The organism is Sphingobium yanoikuyae (assembly GCF_034424525.1).
Classification (GTDB): Bacteria; Pseudomonadota; Alphaproteobacteria; order Sphingomonadales; family Sphingomonadaceae; genus Sphingobium; species Sphingobium yanoikuyae.
Genome location: NZ_CP139980.1, coordinates 68074 through 85128 on the forward strand (window position 1 = coordinate 68074; position 17055 = coordinate 85128).

Annotated in this window: 17 protein-coding genes; 12 read left to right on the plus strand and 5 right to left on the minus strand. The window is 63.9% G+C overall.

Annotation, left to right across the window (positions count from 1 at the left end; translation table 11 throughout):
• The first annotated feature begins 196 nt into the window (after positions 1–196).
• The 9 genes from U0025_RS24390 to hutC all read left to right on the plus strand — a co-directional run bounded on the left by U0025_RS24390 (position 197) and on the right by hutC (position 9239).
• Positions 197–598 carry a hypothetical protein gene (locus U0025_RS24390; RefSeq protein ID WP_202600425.1) on the plus strand — a complete coding sequence of 134 codons (402 nt, stop codon included), beginning with the start codon at positions 197–199 and terminating at the stop codon, positions 596–598.
• Positions 599–746: 148 nt separating this feature from the next.
• Complete coding sequence (locus tag U0025_RS24395) at positions 747–1076, plus strand: hypothetical protein (protein WP_004212674.1); 330 nt, start codon at positions 747–749, stop codon at positions 1074–1076.
• Positions 1077–1329: 253 nt separating this feature from the next.
• Complete coding sequence (locus U0025_RS24400) at positions 1330–2850, plus strand: aldehyde dehydrogenase family protein (RefSeq protein ID WP_004213023.1); 1521 nt, start codon at positions 1330–1332, stop codon at positions 2848–2850.
• A gap of 26 nt (positions 2851–2876) precedes the next feature.
• A complete protein-coding gene (gene adhP / locus U0025_RS24405) occupies positions 2877–3902 on the plus strand; it encodes an alcohol dehydrogenase AdhP (protein ID WP_017501292.1) in 1026 nt (341 codons plus the stop codon).
• Between the two features lie 25 nt (positions 3903–3927).
• On the plus strand, positions 3928–5634 hold the full coding sequence (locus U0025_RS24410; protein ID WP_161733154.1) for a copper resistance system multicopper oxidase: 1707 nt from the start codon (positions 3928–3930) through the stop codon (positions 5632–5634).
• Positions 5631–6617 carry a copper resistance protein B gene (locus U0025_RS24415; RefSeq protein WP_004213030.1) on the plus strand — a complete coding sequence of 329 codons (987 nt, stop codon included), beginning with the start codon at positions 5631–5633 and terminating at the stop codon, positions 6615–6617. Before U0025_RS24410 ends, U0025_RS24415 begins: the two co-directional genes overlap by 4 nt.
• Positions 6611–7852, plus strand: a complete 1242-nt coding sequence (locus U0025_RS24420; RefSeq protein ID WP_037491573.1) for an MFS transporter — start codon at positions 6611–6613, stop codon at positions 7850–7852. The genes U0025_RS24415 and U0025_RS24420 overlap by 7 nt, the downstream gene beginning before the upstream one ends.
• Positions 7853–7920: 68 nt before the next feature.
• Positions 7921–8358 carry a DUF411 domain-containing protein gene (locus U0025_RS24425; protein ID WP_004213035.1) on the plus strand — a complete coding sequence of 146 codons (438 nt, stop codon included), beginning with the start codon at positions 7921–7923 and terminating at the stop codon, positions 8356–8358.
• A gap of 191 nt (positions 8359–8549) precedes the next feature.
• Positions 8550–9239 carry a histidine utilization repressor gene (gene hutC / locus U0025_RS24430; protein ID WP_230588639.1) on the plus strand — a complete coding sequence of 230 codons (690 nt, stop codon included), beginning with the start codon at positions 8550–8552 and terminating at the stop codon, positions 9237–9239.
• 3 nt (positions 9240–9242) lie between these two features.
• Here the strand turns inward: hutC and U0025_RS24435 are convergent, their stop codons facing one another.
• The 4 genes from U0025_RS24435 to U0025_RS24450 all read right to left on the minus strand — a co-directional run bounded on the left by U0025_RS24435 (position 9243) and on the right by U0025_RS24450 (position 14695).
• The gene (locus tag U0025_RS24435) at positions 9243–9977 is read right to left on the minus strand and encodes a PepSY domain-containing protein (protein ID WP_004213137.1); all 735 of its coding nucleotides are present in this window, start codon (positions 9975–9977) and stop codon (positions 9243–9245) included.
• Positions 9974–10678 (minus strand): PepSY domain-containing protein, encoded by a 705-nt coding sequence (locus U0025_RS24440; RefSeq protein WP_004213138.1) that lies wholly within the window; start codon positions 10676–10678, stop codon positions 9974–9976. Before U0025_RS24440 ends, U0025_RS24435 begins: the two co-directional genes overlap by 4 nt.
• A gap of 10 nt (positions 10679–10688) precedes the next feature.
• Positions 10689–13391 (minus strand): TonB-dependent receptor domain-containing protein, encoded by a 2703-nt coding sequence (locus U0025_RS24445; RefSeq protein WP_004213139.1) that lies wholly within the window; start codon positions 13389–13391, stop codon positions 10689–10691.
• Positions 13392–14128: 737 nt separating this feature from the next.
• Positions 14129–14695, minus strand: coding sequence for a TetR family transcriptional regulator (locus U0025_RS24450; protein WP_015449258.1), 567 nt, complete (start codon positions 14693–14695; stop codon positions 14129–14131).
• A gap of 69 nt (positions 14696–14764) precedes the next feature.
• Here U0025_RS24450 and U0025_RS24455 point away from each other — a divergent pair, with 69 nt between their 5' ends.
• The 3 genes from U0025_RS24455 (at position 14765) to U0025_RS24465 (ending at position 16508) form a co-directional block, all read left to right on the plus strand.
• Positions 14765–15595 (plus strand): SDR family oxidoreductase, encoded by an 831-nt coding sequence (locus tag U0025_RS24455; protein WP_037512051.1) that lies wholly within the window; start codon positions 14765–14767, stop codon positions 15593–15595.
• Between the two features lie 250 nt (positions 15596–15845).
• Positions 15846–16331, plus strand: a complete 486-nt coding sequence (locus U0025_RS24460) for a hypothetical protein (protein WP_016743853.1) — start codon at positions 15846–15848, stop codon at positions 16329–16331.
• 57 nt (positions 16332–16388) lie between these two features.
• Entirely contained in the window at positions 16389–16508 is a 120-nt protein-coding gene (locus U0025_RS24465; protein WP_016743852.1) for a CorA family divalent cation transporter, read from the plus strand.
• Positions 16509–16570: 62 nt separating this feature from the next.
• Here the strand turns inward: U0025_RS24465 and U0025_RS24470 are convergent, their stop codons facing one another.
• Positions 16571–16978: a response regulator gene (locus U0025_RS24470; protein WP_007683354.1), complete on the minus strand. Its 408-nt coding sequence runs from the start codon at positions 16976–16978 to the stop codon at positions 16571–16573.
• Positions 16979–17055: the final 77 nt, after the last annotated feature.

Sequence of the window (17055 nt, forward strand, 5' to 3'; positions counted from 1 at the left end):
CCATCAAGCGGGATCATGAATTCGCTTGACCTTGGACCATGGTCCACCCCGCACGATCCCGCGCATGCTAGTCGCGATCCAAAGCGGATTCGTAAGTTACGTATACAGACTGCGTCTCGCTAGCAGCATTGAAGCTTCGGAATTGCCGGGATCGGAACGTCGATCGGGCAACAGGACGAACACTCGGAGACCCTCAATGCGACAGACGACATTTCTAGCGGCGACCGTCAGCCTCTTCGCGACGCTAACCTTCGCCGCCGGCACCGCTCTCGCCCAGTCGACGCCCGCGCCCGCGCAGACTGCGCCGGCCCCTGCCCACCAGCAGGGCATGGATCATGGCGGGCAGCAGATGCACGATCAGATGATGAAGGATCATCAGGCCGGCGCGCAGAAGCAGCAGGGGCAACCGGCCCAGCAGGATCAACAGGGCATGTCGGGGATGGCCGGCATGTCCGGCGGGTCGCCAGCATCGAACGGCTCGGGCATGGCCGGTAAGGCGAAGAGTGGCTGCTGCAAGATGCCGATGAAGAAGGCCAAGCCGGCCGCGAAGAAGAAGACCGCCAAGCCCATGGCCGACAAGCCGATGAGCGACATGTGAAGTTTCCAGCCCCGATAAAACACCCCCCGGGGCTGAGGGCCCGCCGCCGCCCCCGCGGCGGGCCAGTTCTTTGACGATGCCCAGCGTCGTCCGTGCTCCCGGCCTTCAAAACCGGGTCCGAGCGTCTGACGTGAGAGAGGAAACAGCGATGCGAAAACATCTTGGCGTCGGTGCTGCTGTTGGCTTTCTGCTCTTTGGCAGCACGCCGCTCCTCGCACAGGGTATCGGCCATAGCTTGTTCATGCGCGGCAAGATCGTCCGTATGGATGCGGGCGGCACAGTGGCCTGCCTGGGTAAGGCCGATGGCGCGCACATCGGGCAGATACTCGAAGTCTATCACGCAACGCCGCGCCACCGCCGTCTTGTCGGTCATGTCGAAGTCGACCAGATTTTCGACGACCATTATGCTCATTTCCGCGTGAGGGACGGGACGCTTCAGAAAGGCGATTGGGTGAGCCTAAAGCGCGTCCGGGCGTAACGCCAGAATTGGAATGCCAAGCGCCGCCCTCGCCAAAAGAAGACTCGGCCGAGTAACGCCTGTCTCGGCATAATTCCGATCAGGCGTGCGCGAATAGGTTCAGGAGTCGATGAATATTCATCGGCTCCGTTGGCGTGTCCGACCCTTAAAGCCCGCGACACCGATACCAGACTACCTTCTGCGGAACTTACTTATAGGCCGCCCGGGCAAAGAGACTACTCCGTCAGGCCATCGATAGAGATGGAGTCAGGTTATGTTCGAGAAGGCGATCGGGACCATTAACGCGGCGGCCTCCTTCCGACACCGCTATGATAATTTCATCGGAGGCCGCTGGAGCGCTCCTGCGAGCGGCGAGTATTTCGCCGACAAGAGCCCGATCAATGGCGCCCAGATCGCCGAGTTCGCGCTGTCGACGCCGGAAGATGTCGAGCGCGCGCTCGATGCGGCGCACGCCGCCAAGGATCAATGGGCAAGGATCGCGCCCGCCGAGCGCGCCAGGATTCTCAATCGCGTCGCCGACCGGCTCGAGGATAATCTGGAGCTGCTGGCGCTTGCCGAGACGATCGACAATGGCAAGCCGATCCGCGAGACCCGCGCTGCCGACGTGCCGCTTGCGATCGACCATTTCCGCTACTTCGCCGGCTGCATCCGGGCGGAGGAAGGCGGCATCTCGACGATCGATGCCGACACCATCGCCTATCATTTCCGCGAGCCGCTCGGCGTCGTCGGCCAGATCATCCCGTGGAACTTCCCGCTGCTGATGGCGGCGTGGAAGATCGCCCCGGCGCTGGCGGCGGGCAACTGCACCGTCATCAAGCCCGCATCCCAGACGCCGCTCACCTTGCTGATGTTCGCCGAGCTCACCGCCGACATCCTGCCGCCCGGCGTGCTCAATGTCGTCACCGGCCCGGGACGGACCGTCGGCCAGGCGATCGCCGCCAATCCGCGCATCGCCAAGGTCTCGTTCACCGGCGAGACCGTCACCGGCAAGCAGATCATGCATGCGGCTGCCGACCATCTGATCCCCCAGACGATGGAGCTTGGCGGCAAGTCACCGAACATCTTCATGGCGGACGTGCTCGACGAGGACGATGCCTTCTTCGACAAGGCGCTCGAAGGCTTCACGCTGTTCGCGTTCAACAAGGGCGAGGTCTGCACCTGCCCGTCGCGCGCGCTGATCCATGAGTCGATCTTCGACCGCTTCATCGAGCGCGCCGTGGCGCGCGTCGCCGCGATCCGCCAGGGCAATCCGCTCGACCCCTCGGTCCAGGTCGGCGCGCAGGCGTCGGAGGACCAGCTCCACAAGATCCTGGGCTATATCGATATCGGCAAGGCCGAGGGCGCGCAGTGTCTGGTCGGTGGCGCCAGGGCGCTGCCGGGCGGTGCGCTCGACCAGGGCTATTTCGTGCAGCCGACCGTGTTCGTGGGCCAGAACCACATGCGCATCTTCCAGGAGGAGATCTTCGGCCCCGTCCTGTCGGTCACCACGTTCAAGACGGTCGAGGAGGCGATCGCACTCGCAAACGACACCGCCTACGGTCTTGGCGCGGGCGTCTGGACCCGGAGCGGCAACACCGCCTACCGGCTGGGCCGCGCGATCGAGGCCGGGCGGGTCTGGACCAACTGCTATCATCAGTACCCCGCCCATGCCGCCTTCGGCGGATACAAGGCGTCGGGCTTCGGGCGTGAAAATCACCGGATGATGCTCGACCATTATCAGCAGACCAAGAACCTGCTCGTCTCCTATGACGAGCACGCGCTCGGCCTGTTCTGACCCCTCGCTCAAAAGGAGAAACGGACATGGCGAAAACCATGAAGGCGGCGGTCGTCCGCGAATTTGGCAAGCCCCTGGTCATCGAGGACGCGCCGATCCCGACGGTCGGCCCCGGGCAGGTCCTGGTCAAGATTGCGGCAACCGGCGTGTGCCATACCGACCTGCACGCGGCAGAAGGGGACTGGCCGGTCAAGCCCAACCCGCCCTTCATTCCCGGCCATGAGGGCGTCGGGCATGTCGCCGCCGTTGGTGCCGGCGTCACCCATGTGAAGGAAGGCGACCGGGTCGGTGTGCCCTGGCTCTACACCGCCTGCGGGCACTGCGTGCATTGCCTGGGTGGCTGGGAGACGCTTTGCCACGAACAGCAGAACACCGGCTATTCGGTCAATGGCAGCTTTGCCGAATATGTCCTCGCCGATCCCAACTATGTTGGTCACCTTCCCGACAATGTCGACTTCCTCGACATTGCGCCGATCCTCTGCGCGGGCGTCACCGTCTACAAGGGACTGAAGGCCACCGAGGCCCGGCCCGGCGAGTGGGTGGTCGTCTCCGGGATTGGCGGGCTCGGCCACATGGCGGTGCAATATGCCCGAGCCATGGGTCTCAATGTGGCCGCGGTCGACATCGACGATAGCAAGCTCGACCTCGCTACACGCCTTGGCGCCACACTGACGGTCAACGCGCGCAGCGAGGACCCTTCGGCAGCGCTCAAGAAAGCCATTGGCGGCGCGCACGGGGCGCTGGTGACCGCTGTTTCGCCCAAGGCGTTCCAGCAGGCGCTCGGCATGGTCCGGCGCGGCGGCACGGTCGCGCTCAATGGCCTGCCGCCGGGCGACTTCCCGTTGTCGATCTTCGACACCGTGCTGAACGGCATTACCGTGCGCGGCTCGATCGTCGGCACGCGGCTCGATCTGCTCGAGGCACTCGCTTTTGCCGGCGAGGGCAAGGTCAAGGCCACGGTCCATGCGGACAGGCTCGAGAACATCAACGACGTCTTCTCCCGCATGCATCATGGCGACATCGAGGGCCGGATCGTCCTCGACCTCGCCTGAACCCGACTTCGCGAAAGTACAGTTCATGTCTCCCTTACATATCCGCCCGATCGCGCGGCGCCGTTTCGTCCAGGGGCTGGCGATCGGCGGCGCGGTCGCCGGTTTCGCCCCGGCGCTTCTCGCGCGATCCGCCCCAGTCTCGCCCGCTGAGCTGAGCGGGACCGAGTTCGACCTCGAGATCGCCGAGCTGCCGGTCAACTTCACCGGCAAGCGCCGTATTGCGACCGCCGTGAACGGCAGCGTGCCCGCGCCGGTCCTGCGTCTGCGCGAAGGCGACACGGTCACGCTGCGCGTGCGCAACGGCCTCAAGGAGATGTCGAGCATCCATTGGCACGGCATCATCGTGCCGGCGGAGATGGACGGCGTGCCCGGCATCAGCTTTGCCGGCATCGCGCCGGGCGAGACCTTCACCTATCGCTTCGAGGTCCGCCAGAGCGGAACCTACTGGTATCACGCTCACACGCTCGCCGAGCAGACGGGACTCTATGGAGCGATCATCGTGGAGCCGAAACAGGCGCCGACGGCGCGGGCGCCCGATCGCGACTATTGCATCGTGCTCAGCGATTGGTCGGACGAGCCGCCGCTGCAGATCTTCCTCAATCTCAAGAAGCAGAGCAGCTACTATAATTTTGCGCAGCCGACCGCCGGCGATTTCCTCAAGGATGCCGGCGCCATGGGCCTTGGCAGGGCGCTCGAGCGCCGGCGGATGTGGAACAGCTCGCGGATGAACCCGACCGACTACAGCGATGTCTCTGCCGCGACCTATACCTATCTGATGAACGGCGCGCCGCCCGCCGGCAACTGGACCGGTATCGCCGCGCCCGGCGAGCGCGTGCGCCTGCGCTTCGTCGGGGCGGGGACGGCGACGTTCTTCGACGTGCGGATCCCGGGGGTCGAGCTGACGGTCGTATCGACCGACGGGCAGCCGGTCGAACCGGTCACGGTCGAGGAATTTCGGATCGGCCCGGGCGAGACCTACGACGTCGAGTTCACCATGCCCGAGGGCGGCGCCCGCACCATCTTCGCGCAGGCTATCGATCGGAGCGGCTATGCCCGTGGTACGATCGCACCAGCCCCGGGCATGGCGGCAGCCGTGCCGCCGCTCGATGCCCGGACCTGGCTCGAGCCGGTCGACATGATGGGCGCGATGGCGACGATGGGCGCAATGGGAGGCGACGCGCATGCCGGGCACGGCATGATCGAGATGCCGGCCAGGGCACAGCACGCCCGCACCGAATATGGCGCCAATACCGACATGCGCGTCGACTATCCGCGCACCAATCTCGACGATCCGGGCGCGGGCCTGCGCGGGCGCGACTGGCGCGTGCTGACGCTGGCCGACCTGCGCACGCCGGGCGGCGATCCCGACCCGCGCGAGCCCGAGCGCGATATCGAGCTGCATCTGACGGGCAATATGGAACGGTTCATCTGGTCGCTCGACGGCCTCAAGCTCAACGATTCCCGGCCGCTCCATTTCAAGCCAAACGAGCGGCTGCGCGTCACCTTCGTCAACGACACGATGATGGCGCATCCGATGCATCTGCACGGCATGTGGAGCGATGTCGAAGGCCCGGACGGCGCCTTCCAGGTCCGCAAGCATACGGTCGTGGTCCAGCCCGCCCAGCGGGTGAGCTTCCGCGTCACCGCCGACGCCATGGGCCGATGGGCCTTCCACTGCCATCTGCTCTATCACATGGCGGCCGGCATGTTCCGGGAGGTGGTGGTCGCATGATCCGGATTTTCCCCTCGCGCGGCATCGCTCTTGGCGCTGCCCTCTTCCTGGCGCCGGCGATCACGGCTCCCGCCCTCGCGCAGGAGGCCTCGCCCCCGTCGCCCGCCGCCACCCCTGCCCAAACGGCCACTCCCGCTCAGCACACCCCTTCCGCGCAAGGCTCTCAGGACCATGCGGGCATGGACATGCCGGGCATGGATATGACCGACACGAAGGCGTCCGGTAACGGCGCCACGATGGACATGGGCTCGATGCAGGGCGGCCAGGCCCCGCCGGACGCGCGCAACTCGGACGATTATGCCGACGGCTACCGCAACTCGACGCTGCCGGGCTATGAGATGGCCGACAAGCTCTCAATCCCCAAGATACTTGTCGATGAGCTTGAGTTCACCAGCGGCAACGAGGGTCAGGGCGTGGGCTGGACCGTGCTCGTCACCAAGGGTCAGGACAATGACAAGCTCTGGCTGCGCAGCCAGGGGCTCAAGAACTCCCGCGACCAACGTCTCGATCCGGAGAGCAGCGTCGAGGCGCTGTGGTGGCACAGCAAGAACCCGTTCTGGGGCACGCTGCTCGGGGTCAGGCAGGATCTCGGCAAGGGAGCGACCACCTGGCTGGCCGCCGGCGTCGAGGGACTGGCGCCCTATTGGTTCGACGTCCAGCTCACCGGCTATGTAGGAACCGATGGGCGTCTCGCGGCGCGCGCCAAGGCGTCCTATGAGGTCTTGTTCACCAATCGGTTGATCCTTACGCCGCAGGTGGAGACCAATATCTATTCGAAGCGGTCGAGCGATCGACAGCTCGGCAGCGGCTTCAGCAATGTCGAGCTGAGCGGACGGTTGCGCTACGAGGTGTCGCGCAAGTTCGCGCCCTATATCGGCTTCGTCTGGGAGCGCGCATTTGACGGCACGGCCGATTTCCGTCGCCTGCGCGGGGAAGGGCCTTCCGAACACAGGCTGGTGATCGGCTTGCGCGCCTGGTGGTGATCCGCGGATGGCCACTCGAGGGGGCGACCGCGAACGCGCCGCGTGACAAGGCTGGATCGCAAGCCAACGGTCGCTGGCCGGCCTCCTTTTTCGTCTTGTTGCTCGCGGCGGCTGCGGCGTCGGCGGGACAGACGGCCATTCTCGCCTTCCTTCCGGCACTGGTCGACCCGGCTCGTGGCGCGCTATCGTCAAGCGCTCATGATTTTCATGTCGCGAGCCTGACCGCGGTCCATCCCCTGGCAGCCTTGCTGGCGGCGCCGCTCTGGGGCTGGATCGCGGACCGGGTCGACTATCGGGCGATGTTGCGCGCAGCGCTGGTCATCCTCGCCCTGGTGACCGCGCCGATCGGCCTCGTCGGGCTGCCTGAGCTTTATGCATTGCGCCTGGTGGCGGGGATGGCGTCGGCCGCCATCATACCGTTGGGCTTGCTCTGCGCGAGCTTTGCCGCAAACGAGCGCGCGGACCAGGCGCGGCGCTTCACCTGGCTGACCGCCTTCTTGTTTCTGGGCGATCTCGCCGGTCCGCTGGTGGCGGAGGTCTCGGCCGCGATCCTGCCCCGCGCTCCCCTCATGATCCTCGCTTTCGGCATCGGTGCCGTCGGGGCGGCGCTTTGCGCCGTGCGTCTGCCGCGCTGGTGTGCACCTTGCATCGATGGCGGAGACCTGCCCGCGCCGACGCTCGGCGCGACGCTGATCCTGCTTTTCGTCACGATCGTCGCGGGCGGCGGGCTGGCGGCGATGCATGTCAATCTCCTGGTGACGCGGAGCGTCATTTCGCTGAGCCGCGAAGAGATCGCCTGGATGCTCAGTCTCTGCGGATTGGGCATGCTGGCAGCACAGATCTTCCATGCGAGGCTCGATTGGCTGGTGACCATGCCGAGGCGGCTTGCGGGGCTGACGCTCGGCCTGCTGGCTGCGGCGCTCTTCCTGTTCCCTGTCGCCGCGAGCATGGCCGAACTCAGTGGGATCATCGTTGCTGCCGGCTGGAGCTCGGCAACCCTTCGATTGGTCACCAGCTTCTGGATCAGCGGTGCGGCAGCCCCTTCGGGTCTGAAGCTCGGTCTCCAGCATTCCGCCGCCAGCATCGGGCAGGCGCTCGCGCCGCTGGCGATCGCCGTCGTCGCTCCCGGGGCGCAGCACTTAGTCTTGTGGGGGATTGGTGGTCTGTCGCTGGCGCTGCTTGTGTCCTTGCCGCTCGCCTGGAGGCCGCGCGCCATCGTGAAATCTTCAGCGTGATGAGGGGTAGGGGGCATCAATGCGTATAGATCATTAGGAACCCTATCGCATGCTTCCGGGAGCCGTTCATGAAGACCCGTCTTTCTGCCGCCTTGCTGTTCCTCGCCCTGCCCGGCGCAGCGCTTGCGGCGAATGATGTCGTCGTCCACCGGGACCCGGGTTGTGGATGCTGTGAGAAGTGGGCCCAGGCGCTTCGCGCGAAGCTGGGCCGCACGGTCGTCATGCGCGACGATGCGTCGCGCGGGGCGCTTCAGCGGAGGGCCGGCATGCCGGGCACGCTGGCATCCTGCCACAGCGCGATGGTTGATGGCTATCTGATCGAGGGCCATGTCCCGGTCGCCGATATCAAGCGCCTGCTGGCAACCCGTCCCGTAGGCGTCAGAGGCATTGCGGTGGCGGGGATGCCGATCGGCTCGGAGGGCATGGAAGTGGCAGGCGCCGCCCGCCAACCCTATGCGGTGGTGTCGTTCGGCAGTTCGGGCCAGAAGGTCTTCGCGCGGCATTGATCACGCACGCCTCGGCTCTCGCTGGTGATTTCCTGTTTGAATGACTGGGACTTGCTCGCCCCCACCTGTATAGTCATTTGATGCATGCTCCCGCTCGCCCCCATAGCCGCGCATCCGCTCCCCGGACGAAAGCTGCTTCTGTGGGCGAACCCGCGGTCGACGCTGCCGGTGCGGAGAAGCAACCTCGCTATGTGGCGATCAAAGACAGCATTTTCGAGGACATCCGGGAAGGTCGCCTGAAGCCCGGCGACCAGACGCCGTCAGAGGCCGAGCTCGTCGAGACGTTCAAAGTCTCGCGCATGACCGCAAACCGGGCGTTGCGGGAACTGCAATCGGCCGGTGTCGTGGTACGGCGGGCGGGGCGGGGCAGCTTTGTCGCCGAGCCCCGGCCGATCGGGCAGCTGATCGAGATCCGCAACATCGCGGAGGAGGTGCGCGGCAGGGGCCACGCCTATCGCGCGCGCGTCATTTATAATATCGAGATACGGGCTGATGCGGAAAGGGCAGCTCTGCTGGAAGTCGGCTTGGGCACGCGCCTCTTCCATTCGCTTATCGTCCATCACGAGACCGAATTCCCAATTCAGGTCGAGGAGCGCTTTGTGCTGGCATCTGCTGCGCCACGCTACGGAGAGAGGGATTTCAGCGCCTCGACGCCGAATGAATATCTGACACGTGTTGCCCCGCTCGAGCGAGTAGAGCACCGGGTGTGCGCGGCGATGCCGGATACAGCCATGCGAACAATGCTGGGCCTCGCTGAAGGAGAACCAGTGCTAATGATGACGCGCAGAACCTGGAGTCGCGGACGTCTCGTATCGCACGCTTGGCTCACGCACCCGGGCAATCGGTTCGAGCTATCGGCGGCTTTTTCTGTTGGGACCTAGCGATCAGCCCGCGCCCAACTTGACGGCCGATTTGCGCCTGCGCCGCAACCATCGCACGTCGGCGCGACTGAAGCTCTTAAACAGCAGGTAGAAGCCCGTCCCCGACAGCCACAAAGTACCGAACGCAACGAAGACGATCAGCGGGTGATTGAAGCTGGTGCGGTTCACATAGTCCATATTGTGGAGCATCCAGAAGAAATCCCAGGTGCGCCATGTGTCGCCGCGCATGACCAGGAATCGGCCGGTGTCGGCGGAGATGTAGGCGCTGCTGTTCTCTGCGTCCGCGAAATCCAGTCGCCACATGGTGCCTTCGTGCTCGCGCGCTTCCACATTCGGTTCGGCGAGCAACGTTGCCTTGCGGATCGGTGCTTCATTCACCATCGTCGCGACGTCGCGCGCGACCTGCTCGTCGACCCGAACCGGGGCGCCGCTCGTCGCGTCGATTAGCCGCGTGCCCGTGGTGGATCGAAGCTCGTAGACGGGGCGTGTGGCAAGGGACCGCAAGGCGATGCCGAGCACGGGACCATCAAGAGCGAGCTTTGCCGGCGCAATATAGTCACCGGCAGGTAGGGCGTGCTGATGGCTGGCCTGCGCACTGTGTCCGCCGACCTTCTCCTGATCGAGCAAGGCCATCATCGAGCCGCTCAGAGCCCAAAGGAGAAACTGCACGCCCAGGATCAGGCCGACCCATTTGTGGATGCGCCGAAAAAAGAGCGGGGTGAACCGGATTTTCTTCATGCCTTCTTCTTCCTGCGCCGCGGGAACGACCAAAGCAGCAGCCAAGCCCCGGCCAGCGCCATGGCAAGGGCACTCCAGGTCGCCACGCGCAGCAGCGGATTGTTGACGTCGGAGCGATCGTCATAGTCCATGATGTGCAGCATCCACGCGAAATCGAACACGCGCCACAGCGCATGGCGGCGCGAGATCAGCTCACCGGTCTGCGGAGAGAGATACAGGGTTGGCCGGTTCCAGGCATCGAATTCGACCTGCCAATAGGGAGGCTTGCGCGCCTGCATTTCCAGTGGCGCCGTCGTCAGCAGCCGGGCTGCGACGATGTCCCCGGTGCCGCTGTAGATGCGCCGAGCGGCGGCGCGGATTTGTGCCTCGCTCAAATCGGGGATGGGCTGTCCCGAACCTGCATCGAAGAGTCTTGGACCACCCGGGGTTTGCGCGCGCCAGACGGGCTGATCCATGAACCGTTGCAGGCGGATCTCGGACGCGTCGGGAGCCGATTGAACAATCCGCGCCGGCGGGACGAAGCTCGCAAGGTCGATGGGGGCGACGACCGGTGGGCGGACCAGATCGTCGCCATGGATGATGTCGATATGGACGGCCACCATATAGAAGCCGGTCAGCGTCCAGAGCAGAACCTGGACGCCGACGATCAGGGCCAGCCACTTGTGCGTCCGGCGGATGACCAAAGGCCAGCGAATTGCCATGTGCTGCCCTTCAGAACGCGGTTCGGAAGCCGGCGTAGAAGCGCCGTCCGAGTAGATCATAGGTCATCGTGTCGGTGTTGGCATCGGTGAAGCTCTGGATATAGGGCGCCTTGCGGTCGAACAGATTATCGGCCCCGATCTGGAAACGTGTCTTCTCGTCGATCGCGAAGGCAAGCTGAAGATTGTGGTAGAAGACGTTCGGCGTGCGGTAGCCGATGTCGCCGGCCGATGCGTTGAAGTCGGTCGCCTTGCCGATCCATTGTGTCGACCAGGTCGCGCTGATGCCGTCCTTTTCCGCCGTCAGCACGCCATAACCACGCCATTTCGGATAGCCGCCATTGCCGCCCCCGATAAACCCGTCGAAATAGATCGGCGCGCCGCCGGGGAAGGGGTTTACGACATATTTGTTGAGATAGGTCATGTTGAGATCCAAGGAGATCTTCACCTCGCCCACCGCACCACTGTACACCAGACCCAGATCGAGACCATTCATCTCCTCGCGGCCGGTGTTGATGGGCTGGGCGGAGAGGTAAGTGACCTCGCCGGTCAGCGCGCTGCGCGTAAAGTCGCTGCAGAACGGGTGCGACAGGTTCTGGCTCGCATAGCAGACTGCGAGCTTGGTCGAGCCGGGAATGGCCCGGATCGCGTCCTTGATCTTGATGTCGAACCAGTCTGCCGTCAGCGACAACCCTGGGATGATGCCGCGCGGCGATATCACCGTACCAACGGTCCAGGTCGTGGAGCTTTCGGGCCGAAGGCTCTGGTTACCGCCCACTGTGGTGAGGATCGTGGTGCCGAGCTGCGTATAGTTGGCCGGCACACCGGACGCCTGACAATTGGCGATCAAGGTCACGTTGCCGCTGGAGGTGTAGCGCGAGCAGGGATCGGTCGTGGTCAGATTGCCTTCCGAGACGCCGCCGAAAAGCTCCGGCACGTTGGGAATGCGAAAGCCCGTCCCATAAGTGCCGCGCAGACGGATGCTGTCATTGACTACCCAGTCGGCACTGAGCTTGTAATTCCAGTCGCTCCCGAAGAGATTATAGTTTGAGTAGCGGACTGCGCCATCGAGCGTGAGCGCCTTGGCGAAAGCTGTGTTGGCAAGCACCGGCACCGATAGCTCGAGATAGGCTTCCTTGGCGGTGCTCGAGCCCGAAATAGGATCCTGCTGATTGACGTTCGCCACGCCGAGCACCGTCAACGGGTCGGGATCGCGCCAGCCTTTTTCGCGCCGATAGACCACGCCGGTGGCGAAGGACACCGCGCCGGCTGGAAGGGAGAAGAGATCGCCGTTGAGGTCAGCCGTGACCGTGCCGAGTTCGTTGCCTCCGCGATCGCGCGAGGTGAACAGAATATAATCCAGAACCTGAGGTGTCAGGTCTCCGAACCCAAGATAGTCGCCGCAGGGGATGGCCGCGCCCGCCGTGCTGGAGCATTTGCTCCTGTCGAGCGTGTTCGCGACGCGCTCGAGATTGGCGATGTTGGTCGAGCCGTCGACGGCCGTGTTACGCCCGAAGCTGCCCGCGACTTCCCAGGCCCAGTCGTTCGCCAGCTTGCCGCGCAGCCCGAAGGTGCCTTGCCAGGTATCGGTCTCCTGGAAGAAGTGGCGCGCGCCGGGTTCGGCGAGGCGGCGCTGGGCCAGGACCAGGTTCTGGCCGGTCGGATTGGTCGGATTGCTGGCTGGTATCGAGAGATTGCGCAGCGTGCCGGGTGTCGCGATCTGATTCGACTTGCGGAACGTATAGAGGAACTCGCCGAACGCCTGGATACCGTCGGTCAGCGCATAGTCCGCGAAGAAGGCCGTGCTGACGCGCTCGACTGGGCTGACCGCATTGAGAAACGGGTTCGAGTTGAAGTTGTGCTTGGCGGGACTGTAAGGCTCGTAGAAGTTCCCGTTCCCTCCGGGTACCTGGTTGAAGTTGATCTGTTGGCCGTTGGGCAGCACCGCGCGTCCGCCGATCGTCGAGGCGCTGTTGACGCAGCTCAGCGAGCCCGGCGTCGTTTCAGCGAGCGAGCAGGGCGCACGCGAGGCCATGTTGACGGCGCTGGTCTTCTGGTAGGTGACTGCTGCCATGAACCCGCCACGATCGTTGCGAATGCCCCAAAGTAGGTCCGCGGTGAGATCGGAGCCGTCGCCGCGCTCGGTAATGCCTTGTCGGACGCTGAGACCCAGGCCTTCATAATCGGTGCGCGTGACAAGGTTGACCACGCCGGCCATGGCATCGGCCCCGTAGATAGCGGACGCGCCATCCTTGAGGACATCGGTGCGTGCCAGCGCCACGACCGGGATCATGTTGAGATCGGGTGAGGAATTGGCGCCGGTGCCGCCCGCGACGAGGCGTCGGCCGTTGAGGAGCACGAGTGTGCGCTTGATGCCGAGGCCGCGCAGATTGACCTGAGCAGTGCCATAACCGTTGTTGGTCCAGTAGGCCGATGTCTGGTTGCCCGCGAAGCCGGCATTGGCCGGCAAACGCTGCAAGGCGGTTTCGATATTGACGATGCCGGTATTTTGGATCTGCTCGGCGGTGACCACGGTGGCCGGTCCAACCCCGGCCAGATCCTGCCGACGGATTCGTGAGCCGGTAACGACGATGTCGCTGTCATCCCCCAGGACTTGTGCTTTTGGCTGCGGTGTCGGATCGGCCTGAGCGAGAGCCGGCGCGGCGTAGCCCGCGACGATGGCGGCGCTGCCGAGCAGGGCCATCCTGATGGTCATGTGCAATCCCCCTGACGTTTTAGAACAGCCACAGACAACATCAGTTGTATATACAGGTCAACAGTATTTTTCCTGTTTTTCCAATACCTTATTCTCGTGAAATTTAGATATAGATATAGCTATAATACGCACGCCAGACGTCGAACCCTCATGACTGAAGAGATATTTTTGCGAGCGCTCATTTGCAAAGCTGCTGAGATAGGAGATAGAATATCATATCGTAATACAGCCTCGCACGCTTCGATTTGATGATCGGGACATTTGGCCGGCAAGAATGCGAAGCGGCATGATCACATGTTATTGGTGTCGGCGTGATATACCTAGGTATAGCGCTAGAGATGCTCCGGGAACATTAGTCCTTTGCTGAGCTTGCACGCGCCAGGGAAAGTAATACCGATGCGGACCGCATTGATCCTCGTTTCCTGGATGTGTCGCGCCTTCTTCCGGATTGAGCCGCAGGTTCGCCTTTTGAGGCAGATGAAACGACTCCTGACGAAACGTCGTGCGACGAGTCCGGCGACCTGAGATCGTCGCGCAGCCACTGGGTCACTTGGCGATGATCCAATCCGGTTCGGCAGTGGCGGCGCAGTCCTCGAACGTCGATCGCATCCGCGGAGCCGACGGGCCGGCTTGTGCATGAGCCGCCCTGATTTTGCCGCTGGGCAGTACGGCAGGTTGCGAAAAATGCTTGCTGTGTCCCGGTCGGCGCGCGGGCGTGCAGCTCGCGCCTCGCACGATCACACGCGCAGCAGTCGCCCCACCGCCCGCATGATCGTCGCCCGGCGCGCCGCGTGCTCGGCAGCGTCGCGTGCAGCTCCGGTCATGCACCAGAGCTGGGTGAGGGCGGCGACAAGCCGGACGACATCCAGGGGCGTGAAGTCGGCGACGATCCGCCCCTCGGCCTGCGCCGCTGCGATCCCGTCCAGCTTCTCCCCGAGAAGGACCTCGCCGGCCGGGAGCATCAGAACATCCTGGCCACGCTCCAAATGATGCCAGGTCAGCAGCCTCCACAGGCGCGGGCGTTCGACCAGCAAGTCATAGGTGCGCCCCGCATAACCCTCAAGATCATTGGGATCGAAGCGATCGGCCTGCGCCGCGTCCATCACTTCCTGCGTCAGCGCGGCATCGAAGAGCGCCTCCTTGTCCCCGAAATAGGTGTAGAGCATCGGCTTGCTGATACCCGCCGCCTGCGCAATCCGGTCGATCCGCGCGCCCGCCAGCCCATGGGACGCGAACTCCTCGGTCGCTGCAGCCAGGAGCGTCTCGCGGCTCTGTGCGGCATTCCGCCGGGTTCGTTGCTTCATCACACCTCCAAGCATTGACGCATTCCAGGTTTCAAGTTACCTACCAGTTGGTAATATATGGAGTAACATATGTCCAATCACTGGTTTCTCACGGGCGCGTCCAGCGGTATCGGCCGCCATCTGGCCGAACTGATCCTGGCCGCTGGCGACGACCTTACCGCGACGGCCCGCAAGCCCGAAAGCCTCGATGATCTCGCGGCGAAATATCCGAGCCAGCTGCGCGTCGAAGCGCTCGACGTCACGGTCAAGGACGATATTGCTGCGGTCGTGGCCCGGGCGCAGGCGCGTCGACCCGTCGATATTCTGGTCAACAACGCCGGCGGCGGCGTGATCGGCGCCACCGAAGAGATGTCGGACGCCGAGGTCGAAGGCCAGATCGCGCTCAATCTCATGGCGCCCATCCACATCATCCGCGCCTTTGTCCCCGCCATGCGGCTGCGCGGGAGCGGCCGGATCATCCAGATCTCCAGCGCTAGTGGTCAGGGCTCGCTTCCGACGAGCAGTCTCTATCATGTGGCCAAATGGGGCCTGGAGGGCTTCAGCGAATGCCTCCGCCAGGAGCTTGAACCCTTCAACCTGTTCGTGACACTGATCGAGCCGGGCGGGGCGCGCACCAGCTTCAGCCACAATCTGCAATTCGCCAGCGAGATCGCCGCGTATCGCGATACGCCCGCCGGCCATATCCGCAAGATGTTCGAGACCGCCGGAAACGAGCTCTACACGCTCGACCCGCAAAAGATCGCGCAAGCGATCGTTGATGTCGCAACCAGCGACCATCCGCCGCTGCGCGTGACTCTGGGGGGTGACGCTTTCGGCGTTGTCCAGGCGGCGCTGCAATCGCGGCTCGCCTTTCTGCAGTCCCAGGAAGCGCTCGCGCGCTCGGTCGCTTTCGACAGTTGAGCTTTTCCGTCTTCCAGCTTTCGTCTCCGCGCGGTGCGACGCGCCTCACCGGGGCCCGGCAACCCTGTCGTCAGCGCCGTTATCCGATACTTAGGTATAGTCATCCGACACGATTGCAGAGGCGCCACACGGGCAATCGCTTGGTACCATCGCAAGAGAGGAAAACCCTCGCGGTCGCCAATCAAGGGTGCGCAGACCTTCGCAGTCGCGTGCCCTTGATGTGGCAGCGCGCCGCCCAGCCACGCGCGTCATGAACGGGAGCGGCCTTCTGCGAAACCCAACGCTCCGCCGCATTTTCTATAAGCTCTCGCTCGAATTGCTGCGCGCCGCCTTCTTCTTCCTGCGATTGGGCTTGAAGAATGACGAGTGTTTGTGCGCGCGTCTCAATAGGCGAGGCACACGGCTTCCGGTCGCCGCCGCCGTTCTTTGTCACAATGGCAAACGGCTACGGCCGGCGACCCTGATCGATCCGGCGTGCGAGCACGTCGGCAAGGATGACTTCGTGTGGATCAAAATGTCCCAGCCCAGCGAAACAGAACTTGCCGACATCGCCGGGAATTACGGCCTTCATCCGCTTGCCATGGAAGGTGCCGACAACGGCCACCAGATTTCGAAGCTCGACGATCACATGCTCAGGGTTGAGAGCGCCATCACCGGCATCCGCGACATCCTGATCTCGGTGTTCGAGGCGAGTCACCTGCTCGAACAGCAGCGCCAAGGTGCGATCACCCGTTAGCTTGCCGCCCGGGCTGCGATCCTCGCGGTGCCTACCGCGATTGCCGGAATCTACGGCATGAATTTCGAGAATATGCCCGAACTGAAGACGCAATGGGGATATTTCGTCATCCTCGGCGTCATCGCTGCGGTCTGCATTGGGCTCTACATCCGGTTCAAACGTAGCCACTGGCTTTGACGGCGCAGATTGGCTTTCCACATCGCGCCGGGCTGAGGCTGCCGGGGGCCGGCCGCCATAACTCAATGCTTTCGCAGAACCTCGGCGCGGTGCCGGTCCAACGCATCGAGCAAAGCCCTGCCGATCAAAGGCTTTGCGAGAACGTGATCGAAGCCCGCCTCGGCGGCCCGCCAGGCCAGCAGCGTGTCGTGAAAGCCTGAGATCATGATGGCGCGTCCCGACCATCCGATCTCGCGAAGGTGACGCAGCATCGCGAATCCGTCGATGTCGGGCATGCGATAGTCGAGGATGACGCAGTCTGCCTCCTTCGCGCGGGGGTCGGCCAACAGCGCGTGGCCGGTCGTATATCCCCACACGGCATAGCCGCGCGATCTCAGCAGCAGCTGGAGGCCACGCCGCACGCCGGGATCGTCGTCGGAGACGAGGATGGTGTATCTGCCATCATGCTGAGTGGAACGGACCGATGGCATTGCGAGAAGCGGACACCCGTGTGACGATTGCACCATCGATCGCATATCGCGCCTCGTCCCGTCGCTACGTAGAGGTC